Here is a 19961-nt window from a genome sequence, read left to right on the forward strand (position 1 = left end):
GGTTATACACCGATGCAACATATTCAACGCATGACCTGATTCTACTTGTCACCTCCGTTAAGAATGGGGGGATTACCAATGAAATTCATGGTCAGTCGCTGTCAAAAGAGGTGATTGAAGTTCCTAACCATGAACCTCGCTTAGGGCCGTGTCCACATTACGTGGGTAAGATCACAATGCCGTCCATCTTATGAAGCGTTAGGTCCGAAAACTTCGTCTCGCCCAAAAGTTCTGTCATAAACTTGCAGAACTGTTACCGGTGCGCTCTTGTTAACCACAAATCCTGATTCATTTTTGCTTCCTGCAGTAAGATAGCGTTGTTTGATTTTAACAACAACACCATAGTGCCCCCTCGAAAAACCATCAAAAACACTACTGTCTGTGGTAAACTCCGGTAAAAATGCGCCTTTACCTACTTGTTTTTTTACATCTTCCTTCGATGGTGGAGGGGTTTCAACGTCAATTTTAGCGCCTGCAGAACTATTATTAAGCATATTTATAACCCCACTACTGCTGGTTCCCCTATACAAAATGTATTCTTCATCTGGGTTCATACGCTTAGCGATTTCCTCCCTGAGAAAATCGTACTCAAGTGTTTTGTATTCTCTTTCCAGTTCTGCAGGTAAAGGGCCGTCTTCATGTTCATCATCCATATAATCATCATCATCTTCTTCTAACTGACTATAAGCTGGAAGAATTTTGACTACCTTACTCAAAGATTCTTTAGTATACATATAATTCTCCTTAAATTATCAGGCTGGATTAGCTACAGAATTCTCACCTAGACTTATAGTTTAGGTGGCTTTGTTAAATAAATCGGGCTGATGCCGGCTTGGCGGGTTAAATCCTGTTCTGATGTACTGACTCTTTCATCGGCCCGGGCCACATACAACCAGCCCTGACCCACCAGTTTACGCTGATGGCCATACTGAACCGTACCGGTTTTGTGGGAGAGTTTTTAGTCCGGGAACTCAGGCTGCCAGATCCTTTGCCCCTATGGAAGCGTAATACGCTTCCGATTGCTGACGAACCCCACTTTTTTTTGGCACTGTTATTAGACGTCAACTGCCTTGGCAGTTAAAAATAACATATGACGCCCTTGCAAAATAAAAAGCAGGATTACCAAGAAAAAAATCCGTAATTAAATCACAGATACACCAGCCCATTTGTTTGCAGGGCAAGAATATACACCGCAGCACCGTTAATATCTGTCGCGGCCTTACTACTGTCACTCCAGGTTGTCAGTACCTTTTCCAGCGATTGCTGGTAGGTTTTGTCGGCAATACCTGAAATATCCACGCTGATATTGATTCCCGGATTGTCTTTAACTTCCGCAGTCAACGACTGGCTTTTAACATTGACCCTCGCCAGCTTCTGCTCGCCGCCGTCCCCCAGAGCCAGGCACAGGGTCTGCCACAGCCGGGCGTTTAACGCGTTAATATCCACGCTGGCAGTCTGAGCAATTTCGCTGGTGACCGTTTTCACCAGCGTTTGCTTCAGGCTGTTATCCAGCAGAAGCGGCACGGTAATCGAATAGACAAGAGACAGCCGCGGCCGGTTGCCCAGCGCCTGCCAGAAATTCCCGAGACTGTTTAAATTTTCCTGCGGCGGGATGATGCGGGTCCATGCCCCCGGAATAGCTTTAAGTTCGCGGTTATTCAGTAATGCCTGCAGCGTCTTGGTCATTATATTCACAGCCTGATTATCCGGCCTGCTGTCCGGCCCATCGCCGTCGCTGCCGCTGCTTTGCGCCTCCCAGTAGGTAATCAGATAGTTGCAGCTCAGGTTTACCCAGCCCGCCCGCAGGGTACTGCTGGTAACATTCAGACGTGCAGGCTCGCTCTGGCGCAGTTGCAAATCTTCATGCACGTCATACAGGAAGACGCTGACGGTCGGCGAAGACTGGGTGCTGTCGATCTCCGGTAGATCGAAACGAATATCAATGCCTCCCGAAGAATCGGGATCGAGATACTGTTCAAGCACGGCAAGCAGCGCTTCATTAACAGCAACAATGGCCGTGGCGGACGTAACAATCGTGGACATAAAAACCTCGCTCTAAAGTGAATGATTCGCGTCAAAGTGGGAGACGGCCCATCTTGCCCAGCTCGCGGCCGATAGCATGTTCAATATGGCGCTGATGGATAAGCTTACTTTTCTCTTCCGCCGCCAGCACCGCCGCCAGCAGCGCCACGTTGCGAATATTGGCCCCGGTTAGCTCGCTGCGGGCGGAAAGCGCGGTGAAGCTCACATCCTGCGCCAGTTTTAGCGTCGTCGGCCAAATCGCCTGCCACATCTGCACGCGCTGATCGGCATCCGGCCAGGTAAAGCGGGTAATAAAGGTAAAACGGCGGTTAAAGGCGCTGTCGAGATGATTACGGTTATTGGTGGCCAGGATCACCAGACCGGGATAATTTTCTAACCGCTGCAGCAGATAGGAGACTTCAATATTAGCGTGCCTGTCGTGGGCATCTTTGGTTTCACTGCGCTTGCCAAACAGGGCGTCGGCTTCATCGAAAAACAGCACCCCGCTGTCGGCCTCGGCAAGATCGAAAATGCGCGCGAGGTTTTTTTCCGTTTCGCCCACGTATTTATTGACCACGGTGGAGAGATCTACCTTGATCAGGTCGACCTCAAGCTGCCCGGCCAGCACCTCCGCCGCCAGGGTTTTACCGGTGCCGGAATCACCGTAAAACAGGGCGCTGATCCCGGTTTTTCCGCCGGTTTTGTGGCTGAAGTGCTTTTCGGTCACACTTTCCCGCAGGCGAATCACCGCCAGGATCTCCGCCAGCTGTTTTTGTAATACGGGCGGGACAATAAGGTCATCAAAGGTACGAACGGGGGTAATGCGCCGGGCCAGCTTGCCGAAGTTTTTACGCGAGCGCCGGGAAAGCGTCTGGCGGAGATCCTCAGGGAGTAAGAGCGCGTCCACGTTTCTCAGATGACGGTAGTCATCGGCTTCCTGCATTATCTGGGGTATATCCGCCGGATCGAAGGCGTAGCGCTGGACCAGACTTCGTAGCGACCGCTTCTCTCCGGCAGTGGGCCTGTGCGGCCATGCACGCTGCAACAACGCCGCTTTTTCGTCAGCCGTGGGCTGAGGCATCACCAGATGTATACAGCTCAAACCCGCGAAGGCTGGCGCAACGGATGCGGCATCGGCCAGCATAAATAATGGCAGCCGGACCTGCGGTAACAGCCGTTCGAGCGTCCGCACCCAGCCGGGTTTCTCACCCGGAGACAGACTCTGCTTTTCAAACAGCAGAGCGGCCTTTTCCAGTAGAGCGTCGCGGATAATTTCGCTCATCGCCTGTTGCTGCTGAGGCTCCGGCTGGCTGGCCAGCAGGTCCGTGTTCACGCACAGCAGGGGCCGCTGATCATTGGCACACATAGCCGCCAGCGCCCACTCCCGCCCATCCAGCTCGCGCCCCTCCAGTACCACCACGGGCGGGGCCTTATCTCCGGTGCTGAAACACAGACGGAACAGGTTTTCGCCAAGGGAAGCGGGACAGGTTGCGTTATCATCGGCGATCGCCCGGCGAACCCAGGGATAACGCGTGGTTGTTGGCAGGTCGTTACCGCACAAAAAATGCCAGAGTGCTTCACTGACAACATATTCCGCAGGCCCTTTACGGCTGCCTACAGGTTTTATCTCTGTCAGCAACTGAAACTGAAACAGCGGCGAAGCGGGATGCAGCGCCGACTGCAACAGACGATATGCGGTTGACGAGGCGGAAAACAGTCGGGATACCAGACTTCGGCTTACGCCCTCTCCCAGACCGCTGTCGGCCAGCTGGCTATAATGCTCACTCAGCCTGGGCAGCAAGGCGAGCAGCAGCAGGTCACGCTCGCTGACGGTTAAATCGAAGGCGCTCAGCAAAAAATGCAGCCGTGCGCTGAGCGTCTCCTCAGCATCGGGTAAATAGGTCCCATGCCGTCCCTGCCAGCAGGGACGGCCCTCGGGCATCTCAAGACGTCGGACGCTCTCATCATGTGGCAGAAAAAAGTGATTCAGGCTGACAGGAGGCTCTCCCATCCGCCGCAGATAATCCTGCTGAAACCGCAGATCGATGCGTTCAAGGCAGCGAGAGAAATCCTCATCGTCACTGCCCTGCTGATAGTCAGGGAAAAACACGGGTTTTGCAGAAAATGACATAGGTTATCCTGTCAGATGAGGCAGAGGCCAGATAAGGGTCAACGGCTGTTCAAGCCAGGGCAACGACACCAGGGTTAGCGGCCAGGGCCAGTCGCGAAGCAGGTAATCGAATGCCTCGGGGTTAACCGCTATCTGCGGCGGCTGAATATCGGTAACCACCTCCCCGGGGCGCTGTAAAAACAGCTGGCGCATATCGGCCAGGCTAAACGCTTGCCACCCCGGCAGCTGCTGGCCAACGGCGGTCAGCCAGTGGTCTATCTGCTGTTGCTGCTGTTCATTTAACGATGCGCTCTCCGGCATAGCGATATCGGGCGCTATCCCGCACAGCAGCTGATTGAGCGGAAAGCTTTCAGCTGCGGGATAATCCCTTCCCCATGCCAGATAGTGCAGGCTCTGGACCGCCTGCCAGCGAGCGGCATCACTGAGAAATTGCCCCTCCAGGCACAGTTCCATATGGGCCAGCAGCTGAGGCAGGAGCGGCCACAGCAGGAGCAGGCCGGCATTATTGACCGGCAATGTCGGCCTGACCGCAGGTTGACTCCCGTTACCGCTATCCCGTTCCTGCCGTGGGTTCTGACCGAGCCGGGTGTCGATCTCCTGCACGGTTTCTGTCCCGGCCTGCCTGTGAATAAGCGTGCGTCCCGCTTTTCGCTGCCAGAGCGGCCGCAGCCAGCGGGACGTCACCACCGGATTGTTGGGCTGGCTTATCAACAGATCCAGCACCTGTTCAACAACAATTTCACCGGTGGCAATGGCGTCCTGCCAGGTCGCCAGCTGGCTGACCGGGGGGGCGTTATTGCTGAGCCAGTTAACCCCCTCCCGGTCATGAAGCAGAAAACCGAGCGCGGCCATCGCCAGACGGCTACCTGTGACCTGGCGATAGGCATACTTCGGTAAAATCCCCTTCGGGTTTAACAGCGTTTTTAGCAGCAGCAATAACCGTTCCGGACGGTGGTGAAGCAAGAGCTGCTGTAGCGGAGCGGGCTGCAGGCACAGAATCGCCAGCGGATAAAGCGACGCTGATTCCGGCCGAAGCTGCGCCAGCAGCGCGGCCGGTTCAGCGGTGAGAGCGAGCGTATGAGGCCGGGATTCCACTGGCTGCCGACGCAGATTGTCCGCTAACGCCTGCGCCAGCCGCAGATTAAACTCCCTTGCAAACTGCGCCAGCGGAATAACCCCAAGATCCAGCGTCAGAGTGCTGGTGTAAATATTGCCTGCGGGGTTGAGCTCCGCTATTACCTGATTAATTGCCCGTTTTAAATTATCGGGTTTTAGCAGCGGGGAATGGAGCAGCTTTTCACCCGCTGGGCGATATTGGGTTTTTATCTGCAGAACCAGATGATTAATAAAAGACTGACTCATGGCATAATAGTTCCTGACAAGCGGAAGCCCACAATAAATAACCGGGAAATTATGACTTCATAATAAAAGCCAAAATATAATAAGGCACAGCGATATCAATACTGTGCCCATGCGCATCCTGTTTGGCAGAGGCGCTATGTTTGTGCTCCGCCCCCTCACCTTCCGATGAGGTTATCGCACTGCCAGCATGTCCGCCCACTGCATGGCCATCAAACGCAATACTGGTACCTCCCGTATCAGACCTTCCCGATATAGTGTGGTTATGCGGTGGCATTTCTTTTGCCGTTAATGCATACCCGGCTACCGTCACATTAATACCTGGTGTGACTTTGTTGGTTTGAGCAGAAAATGTCTTATTTGTCTTATCTCCGGACAGAGTAATATTATTTTTTTTACCGTTATCTTCGACATAACCACCTAAAATAAATCGGTCGATCAAGTTTGGGGTGCCATTCGTACCATCACAAAAAAGCCAGCCTTCCGGGACCTTGCTTCCGGAGAACATGCTAATCAATCCTTTGGGGATAATCTGGTGGGCACTGTTACAGGTAAAGTTGACTATCATCAGGGAAAGGACTTCGCCAAAAGGGTCTTTAGAAACATCGGTAACGTGGTTAATCGATAACATTAAAGGGTCAATAACCAGAGTACAGGTATTGAGATCAACGTCGGGTGCATTTAAAGTAAACTGATACCAGATTGAGTATACTGCATTATTTTTAGCAACATACTCAAATGGAATATCATCCCCTGTCTTCCCAACTGCCTTTTTTGCAATAATATTCACTTCTGTCGCGGTTTTCTTACCCTCAGTATCAGTTTTAATTGCTTTGCAGACAAAGGTGGTTGAGTTGCCACTCGGAGTGTCAACCGCACGGGTTGGGCCTCTTTCCTGATTTATTGCAAGCAGCGCTATTCTGTTGTGTATTGATGTTTCACCTGAAAACTGGTTAGAAATAGAGATTCTGTCAATGGAGGCAGAAGGCGATAAATCATAACTGGTATGATAAATTTGTCTAAAATCCCATTGCAGTCGCCCCTGACCGTCTTTATTCAGCCCCCATCCCGTGCCATTGTCACCGACAGCCAGACGACCAATATTCGCCATATCAATCAAATCGGCAAAATCCGTTTGTAATGGGATACTCCCCGCCTTAAAGCGATCTTTTAAGTCAGCAGCGGTAGGCAGGGTGCTGGTCGTTAGGGCACTTTTTGCTAAGGACTGGGTTGCCTCTGTGGCGGTGGCTTTCGCCTTGCTACCTGAAGCGGTTTTCGCTTTGCCTGCGGTGGTTTTTTTATCTTTGCTGTCAGTCATCTTTGTTCTCCGGCTCCGGGTTTATCTGTCAGATTAAGGGTTATAAGGTGGAAGGAAGGTCCTGAGGTACATAAAACAGTTCCTGATCGAGTATGACGCTGGTATCCCACCCCGTGCCTTCTTCGCCCACCACCGCCGCTTTCTGCTCGTCGGTGGCGATACGCATCAGGCCGATACCCAACTGGGTTACCGGCAGATGACCCAGGGTCAGCATCTGCATAATGGCAAAGGCGTCATCCCCCAGCGGAGTGCCGTTGTTCTGCCAGCGCTTATAGGTGGCGGCAAAGTTTTTAAACGCCGAGTCGCTCAACCAGAGGTTGATAATCGAGACATGGGCCGGGAACTCCGCCATCACCTCGCGCTGCATCCAGTCGATTAGCCTTTGGGGGTCGATATTGCCTGCTTCGATCATGCTGCGGTTATGCACAATGCTGACCACAAAGGAGAACCGGTCGGCGGTGGCATAGGCCGCCTTGCTGAAATTCCATTGGTAGCGGAAGGCATCCTCGGCCTTGGGAAAAGCATTGGTGCTGCCCGCTGCTTTTTCAACAGTCAGGGTTCCGTCGACCTCATTGAGCGCAACAATAGTGGCTTCCAGCTGCCAGTCGTCTGCCCGCACGGACGCCGCTTTAGCGGTTGCCAGCCCGTCAGGTATCGTCGGCATCAGGCCAGCGGGGCGAATGGTGATGGTGTCGCCAGCGGCGACCATCGTCGGATAGGGACTCTGATCGTTACTGGCCAGCACCCGTTGATTGCTGTCAGTCGGCTGCGTGGTAGCATAATTCAGCCGATAATCCATATCCTGCAGCCAGATATTGCTGTTCTGCCAGCGTAAATTGCCCTTGTACTTGCCGTTCCACGCTGCCTGGAGCCGATCCAGATCGTTTTGCAGCTGCAGACTGTTCGCCGTATTCAGCGTAAAGCTGTCGCCATCCGTGGAGGTGACCAGCTGCTGCTTAACATACAGTTTGCTGTCTCCTTCATAGGCAATCAGATCGATCAGCTGGCCCTGAACAATTTTCCCGGCGCTGCCAGCCTGTGTGATGGTCACCACCAGCTTATTTATAGAGATAAAATCTGTCGGGGTCTGCTCTTCAGTGTAGGCATCATTGGGCAATAACGGCAACAGCTGGCGATGCTCAACCACATAGAACGGCAGCTTGCCCAGATCAGGATTTTCGGCAAAGCATTCGCTATTCAGCCCGATACGGGCTGCGATACGCTTTTGCAGGGCGGAAACCTGGTCGATACGGATATTGATGCGGTCATAGCCGAGGGTCGGCTGCTGAGCCAGTAAGGCACGCTGGGTGGCGAGAAAATCTGCCAGATTTATCGTCAGGGGTCTGGCGGCGCGGTGGGCACCAAAGTAGCCCAGCAGATACTGAATAAAATCCAGCTCGCGGGATAAATTGGCCATATCTGCAAAAACGGCCGTATCCTGCTGCTGGAAGCCGGTCAGCGCCTGCGCATATTGCTGGTGGACCTGCTGGCTGACCGAATCCGTCGCATAGGGCCAGCGGGTGCCGCGAATCGCATTCAGCTTATCCCGGTCCGTAAACGCCAGCAGTTGCGGCAGCGTGGCAAGTTCCGCGCAGCCGTCCGCCAGCTGTTGATCGACCGGCAGCAGAAACTGATGCAGCTCACGGATAGTGTCATTAATCACCGCCACAGGCTGCTGGAGCTGATAGCACTCCGGCAGGCGATCACCCACTGGCGTATAGGCCGCCAGATCACGCAGCTTGCCGGCGGGCAGCACGACCGGTTCGGTTTTAATATGCTCAGGCACCTGCAGATATGCCTTGACCTTCTTTTCGTCAGGGCGTTGATAAATCCCCCCTTTGGCGATCAGGGTTAGCGGGCTGCTGTCGGAAGCCAGTAGTGTCACCGGCGCAGTGCCCCACAGCTGCGGGTAGTAGCCGCTGGCCACCTGCCATGACCAGGCGTCGTCGCTGACCGCCGTGATGTGTGCAGACAGCGTACCGGCACTAAACTGGCTGATACTGGCCACGCCGTTAATCGCCAGCAGCCGGTTAAACAGCTGACTAAGGTTAATGGTTATACCGCTGTCGGTAATGATCGGCGCAGAGTCCGTCTGCCAGCCATTGTGTAAATAAGGGCCTTCAAAAATAGCTTCATTGCTGTATCCGGCTTTTTGCAGTTGGGCAGTGGTATGATGCTTCACCTCCGGCAGGGTCAACGCGTTAAGCGTCTCATAAATCTCCGCCACTATCAGGTTAACGTCGTTAACTTCTTCGGCAAGTTCAATGGTTAACTGAGGATAAAAAGCTATCGGTCTCAACCAGATAATACGGGAAAAGTCCTCGCCCAGATTACGATAATCGCGGAGAAAGTTTTTGAGGCGCTCCTCATATAAAGACCTATCGTGTGGATATTGTGGAAAATAATTTTCTAGATAAGAGCTTGGCACAAGGTATAACCAGTTGTTACCACGTAAAAACATTTGTTTTTTATTATCATCACTGCCCTGTGGCTCACTAAAGACGTAGTGCCGTTTTTCCGTGTCATACCACCACTGAAAACGATTATCTTCAGGCTCACGCACTATTCGCGCTTCAGTGAAGAGGAAAGGGTCACTGGGGTTATACCAGTGGAGGTCAGAAAGAGTGAGGCTCCGCAGCAAACGGCGATAATCCTCGGCCGTTACCGCATTACAGGTCAATACGTTCTGCGGACCAAAGTCTATCGGAAACAGATTGGGTTCCCCCTGTTGCGTTAACAGGTCGTTAACTGAGAGCGATGCCCGGTAACTCAGGTCGGAGGTGTTCCAGGTCACGGCCTGCAATAGGGTCACGCCGGGATCGTGATCGCCCGTATCGGTCCACAACTTGCCGCTATAGGTTGTGATGGTCTCTGTCACCTGCGGCCAGAGCGTGTCAAACGCAATGTTGTCTTTTACCTGCTGAAATAGCGCGTTCTCTTTAGACATAAAGCTCTCCGCTCGTGTTATTGGCTCTCGGCACCGGAACTAAAATCAGGACTTCATTTTCCCCGGCGCTGATGGTCTGCTGCTGTTCTTTAGCATCTTTTTCCGGGCGCTTAAGGGTGAGTGACAGCACACGCTGTACCATCGGCGACTGCTGTATCGTTGCCAGCAGCTGGTAATAATCAAGCTGATTGCCAGGGGTCACCGCCTGCTGCTGGTCTTCCCCCCAGGGCATATAACGCTGTTGCAGCCAGCTATTCAGCTGGCTATAGCCATAGTCCGGGCTGATACCGTCGATAAACACCACCTTATAAGCTGCGGTGACATCGATATAGATGGGGTTCACCACCACAGGCTCAACCCACAGGCTGGCGTACTGCTTTAGCCAGACCGCCATGGCGCTCAGGCGCACGGCGCTTAATGTCGGACGTAGCACATCGTCATTGTCACGGTAGCGGCTGTCGGGAATCGCCAGCAGGGTCTGGGTGACCGGGGCCGGGATATGATTGAGCTTTTCCGCATCGGGAAAGCGAACATCAAACAGCTGGGGATAGTTATCCATCAGCATACTGCGCATATTGCCCCAGCTAATGGCCCGCTGGCGGTGTGAAATACGGGTGGCGGCACGGGCAATCATTGCGGCTTCCGTCTCCGGTGCCCGGCCGCCGCTTGAAGGAAGCGGCTGGCTGACGCTGCTGATTTCCGGCTGCGGCGTCGTCAGCTGGGTGATGGTGTCCGCAGGTAAGACCTGGGCGAAGTGGCTGTCGTCGATATCACCCGTGGTATCAAGGGTGGCGGTCACCGCGCCGGAGAAAACGCCCCTGAGTTTCGGCACGTCGTCACTCAGTTCAATCCCTGCTCTTAACCAGTAATATGTATTAGGAAAAATGTCTGCTTCTGCGTCAGTGCCGGGGGCACTGTTATCCGGCAATACCGCTCGCCAGAGGCCGCTGCCGGAAAGCCCGCCGGTACTGTCCTGCACCCCTGCCGCCAGCGGCACCCATTTTTTATCCAGAGTGTAATACGACCACGTAAGGTCGAGGGGCGAGGAGCCGTCCAGGGACCAGTAGAGCGACAGGGTTTCACCGGGCTTAACATCGCTGAAGCCGAGATAGATCGACTGCCCTGCAATCCTGGTATCCGTCTCATGGCCCGTTTTGCTCAACAGACGGATCCCCTCATCGGGAAGGGTGATGCTGTTTTCGACATCCAGTACCGTTGAGAGCTTCCAGTCACTGTGCCGGGTCCAGCACAGCTTACTTAGTTGCTGGGGAGTAATCAGCAGAAGCTCATCGGTCAGATAGGTCAGCGTATTGCCCGCGCTGTCCTGCCCGCCATCCAGCGCCGTCCCGGCCGGTAACAGGTAATCCTCAGTATTGCTCTGCAGGCTAAAGCTGACCGCCACGCTATCCGGCAGTGCGCTGCGCTGGCTGAAACCCAGCAGGTCGCGATAGTAGAGCAGGCGATGACGGGCGGGGAGCGTATTCAGCAGCAGCCCCGGCGTTTCCAGCAGCTGCAGCAACGCCAGTAAAAAGGTCTGTTGTACCGGCAGTGTTTGCGCGTCAAATGAACCGCTCTTATAAATATCGGCCAGCGCCTGCGCCGTTGTATCCTTCAGCCAGAAGCTGTCCCAGTTTGCTATCTGGTTACTGGCAAAGGGGATCAGGTCGCTATAGCCGGCGATGTTTTCCAGCCGCTGCTGCGGGGTACGCGGGTCCAGCATGAAGTCACCCGTGGCGACTTCAGCGTCCAGTATGTTTTTCAGTTTATCGAGCTCCAGCATCCTGTTCTCCACCTGGTCGTTAATAAGGAACATGTGTGCACGGATAACAACGTGCGATTATCCCGCAGTAACAAATGACTGGCTGTTAATAAAGGTGCCGGAACCCGTAGAGGGGGCCGTCACCGGGTCTGGTCCTTTATCACCTGATGCCGGAGCTTCAGGCGTAGGCGTAAAGGATGCGGTAAACTGGCTTCCCACCAGAATCACCGGGGTTTCGGCCGTGGCGAACGGGGCTTGCTGATCGTTTGCCAGTTTAATGATGGTGATCCTGCCAGCCCCTGGAGTAGGGTAATCTCCATTTTGGTAGCTTGCCGGAACAGAAACTTTTGCTTCATCACCGAGGATACAGATTTTTTTATCTTCAATCGTGGCTTCCCCGCTTCCGTGAATAACCGGCGTGGCCGTCGGAGTGACCGTGTTAATACCAAACTGTGCGGCAAATTTAAGCTGGTCGCCGTCGACAATAATAGAGTTACTCATATTAACCTCAGCATCTGACCTTCATTAAGATTCAGGGTCCCTTCGATCGTCCCGGTAATATCAACGCCGTAAAGCGAGACCGTCAGGGTAATCTGCAGGCGGCTGAGATCGTTGGTGCGGGGCATGACAATCACTTCTGTCAGGATCACCCGAGGTTCATAGCGAAGAATGATTTCTTCAATACGTGTCTTAATACTTGCCTGGAGCTCATCGGAGATATTTTCAAAGAGAAAATCATTCATCCCGGCCCCCCAGGATTCACGCATTATTCGCTCATTGGTCTGCGTCAGGAATAATACCTGTAAACTTTGTAGCACTGCCTCAGTGCCCTCGGCCATTTTCACTCCGCTGCCGGGAGAGAACTGTGGCGGAAAGGCCCAACAGCGCCCGAGCACGGTCGTTAGGGTATCGTCATTCATCTTTATCCACTCCAGCGTTGCCTGTCAGAGAATTATTTTTTCTTCATATTGATGCTGGTACCGGTAATCTCCACCTTATTTTTTCCCGTGAGCGAAAGCGTATCTGCGGTAATCGTGAAAGTATTATCCCCGGTGTTAAACAGGAGCTGCTCCGTCACATCACCACTATTTATCACCAGCCCTTTAATATTATTTTCCTTGCCCGGCGCAATCGGCGCGGTATTTTTAGGATTATGCAGCGAATCGATAATCACCGGATAACGCGGATCGCTTTCAATAAACCCCACAATCACTTCATCACCAGGCTCGGGATAGAAACAGAAACCGCTGGCTTTGCTGGCCCAGGGTTTTCCGAGGCGTGCAAAAATATACTCACCGGGCAGGTTAAGCGCCGGCAGGGAGATCGGGATCCGCTCCAGCCCTTGCGGGTCGGCAGTAAAACTGGCGACCGTCGCAATATGCAACGACTGAACCGGAGGAAGGCTTTGCGGAAGAAAGCGCTCCATTCCGCCTATCAGCAACTCGCTGCGCCAGCCCTCAACGGTATCAAACCGCTGGTTGACGCCGGTCAGGATGGCGGTTCCGTCCAGCCCGGCACCAAACTGACTGAGGGAAATACTTTCCGCCGGCTGGAAGTCCCGGGTACCTTCCAGCACAATGCGTCCCTGAACCCCGGTCAGCTGCTGGTGATTAATCCACGAGCGGGCAAGCGTGGCGGGCGCGCTTTCCGGTATCCGACTGAACGCCAGCTGATAACTCCGTGGATGCGACGACGTGGGATGTTGACTGGTTTTCCACGGACGAAAGTCGTTGGCGCTGCTTTTTTGCGCCACGCTCAGCTGCTGGCGGGTGATATCCCAGCCCTGTAAGGAGAGGCTGTCCGGCGTAAAGCGGTTATCAAAGGTCAGGTCGATGTCATACAGGCTATACCCACTCTGCTGGGCGTAATTCTCAAGCTTGTGCGATACGGCGAGCGGCTCTGCCAGCGGGGCAACGGTCACGCCGTTACTGGCCGCATCCGGCACCAGCCAGCAGTTGGTGGCAAATAACCGGCTGCGAATAAACTGCCAGTCACTGGCCCTGAACTGCACCATCTGATCGTGGCGGGTTGCCAGCTGAGTGGTCGTTTTGCGCGTCATTTTAACGCCGGCCTGCTGGAACAGCATATTGAGGATGGTCGCGTCATCCTGCTCGCGAAATACCCGGCAGGCGGGAAAAAATGCCAGCTTCTGCAACAGATGCCGTGCTTCCAGGCGGATTGACCAGATTTTGCCGCGCAGGATGATTCTTTTCGACGTCAGATAGCCGCTGAACAGCGTCTTGTTATCCAGCGCAATGGACAGGTCTGCGCCGGTCGCCAGGCTGGCGGCGGCATTCTGCGCCTCTCTGTCACTGCTCCCGTTGCTGTCGGTGGGGAGCTGTAGTTCCAGCTGGGCCGTAGGGATCTCATTAACTTGCTGCTGTACATGCAACCGACTAATGCCCAGCGGACAGATCTTTCCGGCAATTTTCAGGGTGATATCATTCATAGTCCCGTCCCTTTTATCGCCTGCAGTACGCTGCCGGGCTGGAAATCATCCAGAGTATCCAGATCGTTATCCCAGGCCAGCGAGAGGTAATCCACACGCCTGACAAGCGTGGTGCTTGCACCGATGGCCAACTGAGGAAGGGAAGCCATGTCCGGTACGTCGATCAACACTGTGGATAACGCCTTGCTGTTTCTCTCATTTTCCTGAATCACAAAGCTTTCATCCGCCACCAGGCTCAGACGCACCGTCGCACGCAGCGGCTTAGCATTACGATCGAACAGGGTATAGTTGACGGAAAGATCGCTGGCCCTTCCGGCAAACCAGCCCTTATTTTCCCAGCGCATTTTTCCCCAGGTAATGCGTAAAAAGCAGGGAAATTCGCTATTGGCGTTCACCGCGCACAGGGATTTTAACATCGCCAGCTGGGTCTCCAGCGGAGTACTGTTGCCCGGCATCTGGCTGTCAAACAGCAAACTAAGGGTCAGGCCGGCTGGCTCCGAGAGCACATAGTTATTGCTGCGGGCCGCTTTATTGATGGTGTCTTCCGTCCGGTATTGCGTTTTATAATCGAGCTGGATGTTTTCCGGGTTGTACATCACGCTCATTTTACCCACCGGAATTTTACCTTCCCTGTCTTTCCAGGCGCTAATGGTCAGCTTAGACAGACCTCGTGCAAACAGGCTGCTCATAGTGCCCCCCTTTCCTGCAGATACTCCAGCACTTCACGTTTCAGTTGTTCCAGCAGGCGTTGTTCATGCCATGGCGAATTATCTGTAGCGGGTAAGACTGGAACAGGCAGCGAAGAGTCCGTTACTTCCACCCTGACGATCAGCTCGCGGATCTCAATGGTCATAATTTCCCCCCTATCAGGCGCATATCCTGATAGCGCAGTTCAAGTGAGTTGATCAATACGGTGTTGCTGCTGGCATCCAGATCGCCGACCTGCCAGCGTACCGGCAGCGCATGACTCAGAGTCCAGGTGGTGACCGGGAGATCGTTCTCGTTCAGCAGCAGAATCACCACATTGGCCCACTGGGTGCTTTCCCGCCGCAGCACCCGATCAAACTGGGTGGTTAATATCGACGCATTCATGACGCCGCGCTCGAGCAGTAAACTGCCGTAATTGACTTTCTCTGCCAGCCAAAGGTTACGGGCATTTTCGCCCCCTTCCCGGACCTGACTCACCTCCAGCTCGCGCGACAAGCCGGATACTCTCTGAAAGGCGATATCCAGCGGAGCCGGGAGCATGTCAAACATAAAATTAACAATAAAACGATGGGCAACAACCGGTAGGTCAGTCATGATGCGCTCCCGCTAACCGCTAATGCTGAACTTCCACGCATATCCAGCGTCAGACTGATATCGATAAACTCAGCCGGAGCCATCAATGCCAGTCGAACCCGCAGGATCATCTTTCCGGCGCGGATATCGTCAGCGGTCATGGATTCGTTAAGCCCGATACTCAGCGTAAAGGCCTCTTCTTCGGTGGTGCCAAAAAATGCCCCGCCCAGCCACTGCTGGCGTAGCCATGTCCAGGCCTGCCCCTTCAGCTTCATCCAGGTCCGGGCATTATTGGGTTCGAATAAAAACACCCGCGCCAGTTTGCTTAACTGCCTTTCCACGCTGTTGGCCAGCAGGCGGGTCTGGATATAGCGCCAGGGAGAGGCCTCATCATTCAGTAAGGTACGACAGCCCCACATGCGAACCCCTTTTCCGGTAAAACTGCGGATCGGATTAGCGTAAATCCCCTTAGTGCCGAGCAGCACCTGCGACTGCAGGATATTGGCCACCGGCCGCAGCGTTTTTATCAGCGGGATATTGGCCGGGGCCTTCCAGACCCCATTTATTCCCGCGCTTTTTTGGATCACCGCAGCAACCGCCGGGAGCGGTGACAGCAGGCGATACTCCATGTCATTCGCGCTACTGACCAGATAGCGAGTTTCTAATCGCGGCCACCATGCGGCGCCGTTCTGACAGAGATCGGCAGAGAATGACGCCTGGCAAAGTGCAGTGGCCCTGGCCGGCTCGTCGGGCAGTTCCAGTAAGGCAAAACGCTGTGCTGCCGTGCTGCTAAGTTGCAGCAGCGCCGTCCAACCCTGATACCAGAGGCTGGAAATCTCTGAAGCCGAACCCTCTGTCACATCATTTAATTCGCTGAGTTCCGGTGCCAGCAGCAGGCCGCTATAGAGTTCCGCCGTTACGGCCTCCTGCACTTCCTGACTCTGTAACGCCGTTACCAGCGCCTTCACCCGGACGAAGCTGTCCTGAACACCCATCCCCAGCGACAGTACATAACAGCCCAGGCCACCGTTTTCAAAAAAGTGGCGCAGCGAATACGCCAGGGTTCCGCTGTTGCCAAACAGGGACTCCGCCTGAGTCAAAGAGGCCACGCTGACCGGCTGCATCCTGTTTACGCTCTCCGCCGGAACCAGGGTATAAGCAATAAACAGCGGCGTGGTGACCGGATCTTTAGCCGCAGAGGAGCTAAGCAGGGTTTCGCTAAGAGAAACCCGGGGATTAACCATTGCCATCGGGATATCCTTCTGGTGGTGTGAAAAAAGGAATCACGGCGGTCGGTTACTGGACCATATCCTGGGTAAACTGCAGGATAATAAACTCGGCTGGTCGTACGGCGGCCATCCCGACCTGGACAATCATTTTGCCCTGATTAATATCATCGGTACTCATGGTGATATCTTTCCCGATGCGGACAAAATAAGCTTCTTCGGCCTTATTCCCCGCCAGGCCACCCTGCTGCCACAGGCGGTAGAGGTAGTGATCGATAGCCGCCTGCACCCGCTTCCAGGTGAGCTGATTATTGGGCTCAAAGACCATCGGACGCAGCGCCTTTTTAATATCCCGTTCCGCTGCGTCAAACAGGCGACGCACCGGGATATAGCGCCAGTTATCATCATTCTGCAGGGCAGTCCGCGCTCCCCAGACAACAATTCCACGGTCGCTGAAATAGCGGATCACGTTGACACCCGCTGTATTCATCGTGCCCTGGTCATCATCCGATACCCGGACGCTGACATCGCTGACGCCGTTAAGCACTACGTTAGCCGGTGCCTTCCAGACACCGCGTTGGCTGTCGGTTTTGCAGTACACGCCAGCCATCAATGCGGAAGCCGGGACCTGAACGACGAGGGCGCTGCCGTCCTCCTGTTTCGGTGAGGTCATCACCGAAAGTGCAGGATAATAAACGGCGATATGCGCGGAGCTGCCCAGACCGTCTGGCACCTTGCCATCGCTACTGTCGGCCAGCAGAAAATAGCCCTTATTTTTTTCCAGTGAGGCCAGCAGCGTGCTATAGACCGCGTTGCGGTAAACGGCCTCGCTTTCAGGTACCACAAACAGCGTAATCTCCCCCGTCTGGTCGGCCAGTTCGGGCAGGGTATCCCCTTTCGTACCGTCAGCCAGCGCAAAGACATAGCAGGCTCCGCCGCCGTTCTGGAAATAGAGCTGCAGCGCCGTAGCGGCGCCGACGTCGGTGGTGGAAAATTTCTGGCTAAAATCCAGCCAGCTGCTGATGCGCAGCATAACGCCATTATTTTTCTCATCCCGCGGCGTGAACTTCGCGATAAATAGCGGAACGGCGGTAGCCCCCTGGCTGACGGAAATCGCCGGAGAGGCATCTTCTTCAATATAAATACCCGGAACGGTAGTGGCTTTAGACATAATGTGTTTTCCTTCGCTGGGTTATTGGGCAATATTCTGAGTGAACTGCAGGATAATAAATTCGGCCGGTCGTGCGGCGGCCATTCCAACCTGGACAATCATTTTTCCCTGATTAATATCATCCGTGGTCATTGTGATACCTTTCCCGATGCAGACAAAATACGCTTCATCGGCTTTATTCCCGAGCAGACCGCCCTGCTGCCACAGGCGGTAAAGATAATTGTCGACCGCCGCCTTTACCCGTTGCCAGGTCGGCTGGCTGTTGGGTTCAAAGACCAGTTTATTGAGGGCTTTCTGAATATCCCGCTCCACCATACTGAACAGCCGACGCACAGGGATATAGCGCCAGTTATCGCTGTCCTCAAGAGTACGGGCCCCCCAGACCACGGTACCAACGTCCGGAAATGTGCGGATCATATTGAGCGCTTTACCCTGGTTAAAGCGGCCCTGCAGATCGTCAGTAACCGGGTAATTTGGCGTGATACCGTTAATCACCATATTCGCCGGGGCTTTCCAGGGGCCGCGGGTGCTATCGGTCAGGGCAATAGCGGCAGCGGCAACGGCGCTGGGCGGTATGCTCTTACCCTCTGCAGATTGACACCATGGATAGTAAATTGCCCCATAAGGGGTCGCAGGATAATTCTTTAATATGTCATCAGGGACTGTACCCCCATCAATTTTTTTATTTGGCCCATCAAATAAACCAAAAATACGATAGCCACTGCTAATCAGTTTATTAAACTGGTCGACCATGTCATTTTCAGTACCGCTGGCAACAACCATGGTAATATCATTATACTTGCGGACGGCTTCCTCGATAGCAGATTTATGTACCAGATAGCATTTGCCGCCTCCGCACATATACCACAAGCGTACACTTTGATAATATTCCCAACTGGAATCATCACCACTCAGACTTGCCAGAAACTCCGGCCATGAATAAAACGCGTTAATATTTCCTTCGGGATGATGCATACCGCTAACATAGCGTAAAGAAAAAGCCGGAACCGCTGTAGCACTACTGGTGACCGAAAAATTCAGCGACGCCTCTTCGCTTAAATAGATACCGGGATAGCTGGTGTTTACCATCATAATAGTATTCCTGTATTATCAGGCCGCCTGGATAGTGACCCGATCGGCCATTAGCGTCACCTGCTGAACGGCAACTTCATTGCTGGTGGCATCAAAAGAGGGAGAGGTCAGGGAAGTCGGGAAGGCATTGGCGATATTCCAGCTCATCAGCACTTCGGTACCGGCATCGTTAGTCAGGCTAATCATAATATCTTTCTTTTCCACCTGGTTCAGCGAAATAGAATTAATCCAGCTAAACAGCAGGGTTTCACCGGGGAACACGCCTTTGCTCAGGGTGATATTAATCGCCTGACGCTGGCCGGGCATTTTATACCAGTTGCCGGTGCCGTCGCGGTATTCAATAGTGTCATAAGTAATATCCAGACCCGACGCGCTGGTAAAGGGAACCTGCTCGTCCCCCAGGGTGACAATAAAGCGGTAGGTAGGAATAGGATACTGTACTGAAATTTCATCGGTGGTCGCGGCCATAATATTCACCTTTACGTTGCAATTAATGAGTGCTATCGGGATAGCAAGCGCTTTATCAATTACTGGATTTATCCATGCGGTGATAAAAGGTATGCTACCGCCCCTGGAATACACCAGTCTGTTTTCAGAAAAAACACGACAACTTTCGCTTAATGCTTTATACGTTTACTGCGCAAGACCCTTGCTAGACTGCCAAATAATAAATTCAGCAGAGCGGATGGCGGCAACTTAAATAGACACCGGGATAGCGGTGTTTACCGTCATATTATTTATCCCTGGTTATCAGGCCGCCTGGATAGTGACCCGGTCGGCCATTAGCGTCACCTGCTGAACGGCAACTTCATTGCTGGTGGCATCAAAAGAGGGAGAGGTCAGGGAAGTCGGGAAGGCATTGGCGATATTCCAGCTCATCAGCACTTCGGTACCGGCATCGTTGGTCAGGCTAATCATAATATCTTTCTTTTCCACCTGGTTCAGCGAAATAGAATTAATCCAGCTAAACAGCAGGGTTTCACCGGGGAACACGCCTTTGCTCAGGGTGATATTAATCGCCTGACGCTGGCCGGGCATTTTATACCAGTTGCCGGTGCCGTCCCGGTATTCAATAGTGTCATAAGTAATATCCAGACCCGACGCGCTGGTAAAGGGAACCTGCTCGCCCCCCAGGGTGACAATAAAGCGGTAGGTAGGAATAGGATACTGTACTGAAATTTCATCGGTGGTCGCGGCCATAATATT

19 protein-coding genes are annotated in these 19961 nt (G+C 53.5%); 1 reads left to right on the plus strand and 18 read right to left on the minus strand.

Annotated features, from left to right (window positions below; genetic code table 11):
* Nucleotides 1–194 (plus strand): hypothetical protein (locus tag FU672_RS25020; protein WP_222848626.1); only part of this gene is annotated, 194 nt, incomplete at its 5' end.
* Here the strand turns inward: FU672_RS25020 and FU672_RS23820 are convergent.
* The 18 genes from FU672_RS23820 to FU672_RS23900 all read right to left on the minus strand — a co-directional run bounded on the left by FU672_RS23820 (nucleotide 189) and on the right by FU672_RS23900 (nucleotide 19955).
* A complete protein-coding gene (locus FU672_RS23820) occupies nucleotides 189–734 on the minus strand; it encodes a DUF4765 family protein (RefSeq protein ID WP_148245083.1) in 546 nt (181 codons plus the stop codon). The genes FU672_RS25020 and FU672_RS23820 overlap by 6 nt on opposite strands.
* Before the next feature lie 412 nt (nucleotides 735–1146).
* Nucleotides 1147–2043, minus strand: a complete 897-nt coding sequence (locus FU672_RS23825) for a Pvc16 family protein (RefSeq protein WP_148245084.1) — start codon at nucleotides 2041–2043, stop codon at nucleotides 1147–1149.
* Between the two features lie 31 nt (nucleotides 2044–2074).
* Complete coding sequence (locus tag FU672_RS23830) at nucleotides 2075–4153, minus strand: ATP-binding protein (RefSeq protein WP_148245085.1); 2079 nt, start codon at nucleotides 4151–4153, stop codon at nucleotides 2075–2077.
* A gap of 3 nt (nucleotides 4154–4156) precedes the next feature.
* Complete coding sequence (locus FU672_RS23835) at nucleotides 4157–5515, minus strand: contractile injection system tape measure protein (protein WP_148245086.1); 1359 nt, start codon at nucleotides 5513–5515, stop codon at nucleotides 4157–4159.
* Between the two features lie 49 nt (nucleotides 5516–5564).
* Nucleotides 5565–6830, minus strand: coding sequence for a phage tail protein (locus FU672_RS23840; RefSeq protein ID WP_148245087.1), 1266 nt, complete (start codon nucleotides 6828–6830; stop codon nucleotides 5565–5567).
* 40 nt (nucleotides 6831–6870) lie between these two features.
* Complete coding sequence (locus FU672_RS23845; protein WP_148245088.1) at nucleotides 6871–9777, minus strand: baseplate wedge protein; 2907 nt, start codon at nucleotides 9775–9777, stop codon at nucleotides 6871–6873.
* Entirely contained in the window at nucleotides 9770–11557 is a 1788-nt protein-coding gene (locus tag FU672_RS23850; RefSeq protein WP_148245089.1) for a baseplate J/gp47 family protein, read from the minus strand. Before FU672_RS23850 ends, FU672_RS23845 begins: the two co-directional genes overlap by 8 nt.
* A 57-nt stretch (nucleotides 11558–11614) precedes the next feature.
* The gene (locus FU672_RS23855; RefSeq protein ID WP_148245090.1) at nucleotides 11615–12037 is read right to left on the minus strand and encodes a contractile injection system spike tip protein; all 423 of its coding nucleotides are present in this window, start codon (nucleotides 12035–12037) and stop codon (nucleotides 11615–11617) included.
* Nucleotides 12034–12456 (minus strand): GPW/gp25 family protein, encoded by a 423-nt coding sequence (locus FU672_RS23860; protein ID WP_148245091.1) that lies wholly within the window; start codon nucleotides 12454–12456, stop codon nucleotides 12034–12036. The genes FU672_RS23855 and FU672_RS23860 overlap by 4 nt, the downstream gene beginning before the upstream one ends.
* A 32-nt stretch (nucleotides 12457–12488) precedes the next feature.
* Nucleotides 12489–13985, minus strand: coding sequence for a phage baseplate assembly protein V (locus FU672_RS23865; RefSeq protein ID WP_148245092.1), 1497 nt, complete (start codon nucleotides 13983–13985; stop codon nucleotides 12489–12491).
* Nucleotides 13982–14674, minus strand: coding sequence for a CIS tube protein (locus FU672_RS23870; RefSeq protein ID WP_148245093.1), 693 nt, complete (start codon nucleotides 14672–14674; stop codon nucleotides 13982–13984). The genes FU672_RS23865 and FU672_RS23870 overlap by 4 nt, the downstream gene beginning before the upstream one ends.
* Nucleotides 14671–14838, minus strand: coding sequence for a DUF5908 family protein (locus FU672_RS24940; protein ID WP_187360848.1), 168 nt, complete (start codon nucleotides 14836–14838; stop codon nucleotides 14671–14673). The genes FU672_RS23870 and FU672_RS24940 overlap by 4 nt, the downstream gene beginning before the upstream one ends.
* Nucleotides 14835–15287, minus strand: coding sequence for a phage tail protein (locus tag FU672_RS23875; protein WP_148245094.1), 453 nt, complete (start codon nucleotides 15285–15287; stop codon nucleotides 14835–14837). Before FU672_RS23875 ends, FU672_RS24940 begins: the two co-directional genes overlap by 4 nt.
* Nucleotides 15284–16516, minus strand: coding sequence for a phage tail sheath family protein (locus FU672_RS23880; RefSeq protein ID WP_148245095.1), 1233 nt, complete (start codon nucleotides 16514–16516; stop codon nucleotides 15284–15286). The genes FU672_RS23875 and FU672_RS23880 overlap by 4 nt, the downstream gene beginning before the upstream one ends.
* A gap of 46 nt (nucleotides 16517–16562) precedes the next feature.
* Complete coding sequence (locus tag FU672_RS23885) at nucleotides 16563–17663, minus strand: phage tail sheath family protein (protein WP_148245096.1); 1101 nt, start codon at nucleotides 17661–17663, stop codon at nucleotides 16563–16565.
* Nucleotides 17664–17684: 21 nt separating this feature from the next.
* On the minus strand, nucleotides 17685–18755 hold the full coding sequence (locus FU672_RS23890) for a phage tail sheath family protein (RefSeq protein ID WP_148245097.1): 1071 nt from the start codon (nucleotides 18753–18755) through the stop codon (nucleotides 17685–17687).
* A gap of 18 nt (nucleotides 18756–18773) precedes the next feature.
* Nucleotides 18774–19223, minus strand: coding sequence for a phage tail protein (locus tag FU672_RS23895; RefSeq protein WP_148245098.1), 450 nt, complete (start codon nucleotides 19221–19223; stop codon nucleotides 18774–18776).
* A gap of 282 nt (nucleotides 19224–19505) precedes the next feature.
* A complete protein-coding gene (locus tag FU672_RS23900; protein WP_148245099.1) occupies nucleotides 19506–19955 on the minus strand; it encodes a phage tail protein in 450 nt (149 codons plus the stop codon).
* Nucleotides 19956–19961 lie beyond the last annotated feature (6 nt).

It is taken from the genome of Enterobacter asburiae, assembly GCF_008080435.1.
Lineage (GTDB): Bacteria > Pseudomonadota > Gammaproteobacteria > Enterobacterales > Enterobacteriaceae > Enterobacter > Enterobacter asburiae_C.

Bases quoted from the DNA above. Each gene is read 5' to 3' on its own strand.
- FU672_RS23820 (WP_148245083.1), bottom strand. From the start codon at position 734: ATGTATACTAAAGAATCTTTGAGTAAGGTAGTCAAAATTCTTCCAGCT.
- FU672_RS23825 (WP_148245084.1), bottom strand. From the start codon at position 2,043: ATGTCCACGATTGTTACGTCCGCCACGGCCATTGTTGCTGTTAATGAA.
- FU672_RS23830 (WP_148245085.1), bottom strand. From the start codon at position 4,153: ATGTCATTTTCTGCAAAACCCGTGTTTTTCCCTGACTATCAGCAGGGC.
- FU672_RS23835 (WP_148245086.1), bottom strand. From the start codon at position 5,515: ATGAGTCAGTCTTTTATTAATCATCTGGTTCTGCAGATAAAAACCCAA.
- FU672_RS23840 (WP_148245087.1), bottom strand. From the start codon at position 6,830: ATGACTGACAGCAAAGATAAAAAAACCACCGCAGGCAAAGCGAAAACC.
- FU672_RS23845 (WP_148245088.1), bottom strand. From the start codon at position 9,777: ATGTCTAAAGAGAACGCGCTATTTCAGCAGGTAAAAGACAACATTGCG.
- FU672_RS23850 (WP_148245089.1), bottom strand. From the start codon at position 11,557: ATGCTGGAGCTCGATAAACTGAAAAACATACTGGACGCTGAAGTCGCC.
- FU672_RS23855 (WP_148245090.1), bottom strand. From the start codon at position 12,037: ATGAGTAACTCTATTATTGTCGACGGCGACCAGCTTAAATTTGCCGCA.
- FU672_RS23860 (WP_148245091.1), bottom strand. From the start codon at position 12,456: ATGAATGACGATACCCTAACGACCGTGCTCGGGCGCTGTTGGGCCTTT.
- FU672_RS23865 (WP_148245092.1), bottom strand. From the start codon at position 13,985: ATGAATGATATCACCCTGAAAATTGCCGGAAAGATCTGTCCGCTGGGC.
- FU672_RS23870 (WP_148245093.1), bottom strand. From the start codon at position 14,674: ATGAGCAGCCTGTTTGCACGAGGTCTGTCTAAGCTGACCATTAGCGCC.
- FU672_RS24940 (WP_187360848.1), bottom strand. From the start codon at position 14,838: ATGACCATTGAGATCCGCGAGCTGATCGTCAGGGTGGAAGTAACGGAC.
- FU672_RS23875 (WP_148245094.1), bottom strand. From the start codon at position 15,287: ATGACTGACCTACCGGTTGTTGCCCATCGTTTTATTGTTAATTTTATG.
- FU672_RS23880 (WP_148245095.1), bottom strand. From the start codon at position 16,516: ATGGCAATGGTTAATCCCCGGGTTTCTCTTAGCGAAACCCTGCTTAGC.
- FU672_RS23885 (WP_148245096.1), bottom strand. From the start codon at position 17,663: ATGTCTAAAGCCACTACCGTTCCGGGTATTTATATTGAAGAAGATGCC.
- FU672_RS23890 (WP_148245097.1), bottom strand. From the start codon at position 18,755: ATGATGGTAAACACCAGCTATCCCGGTATCTATTTAAGCGAAGAGGCG.
- FU672_RS23895 (WP_148245098.1), bottom strand. From the start codon at position 19,223: ATGGCCGCGACCACCGATGAAATTTCAGTACAGTATCCTATTCCTACC.
- FU672_RS23900 (WP_148245099.1), bottom strand. From the start codon at position 19,955: ATGGCCGCGACCACCGATGAAATTTCAGTACAGTATCCTATTCCTACC.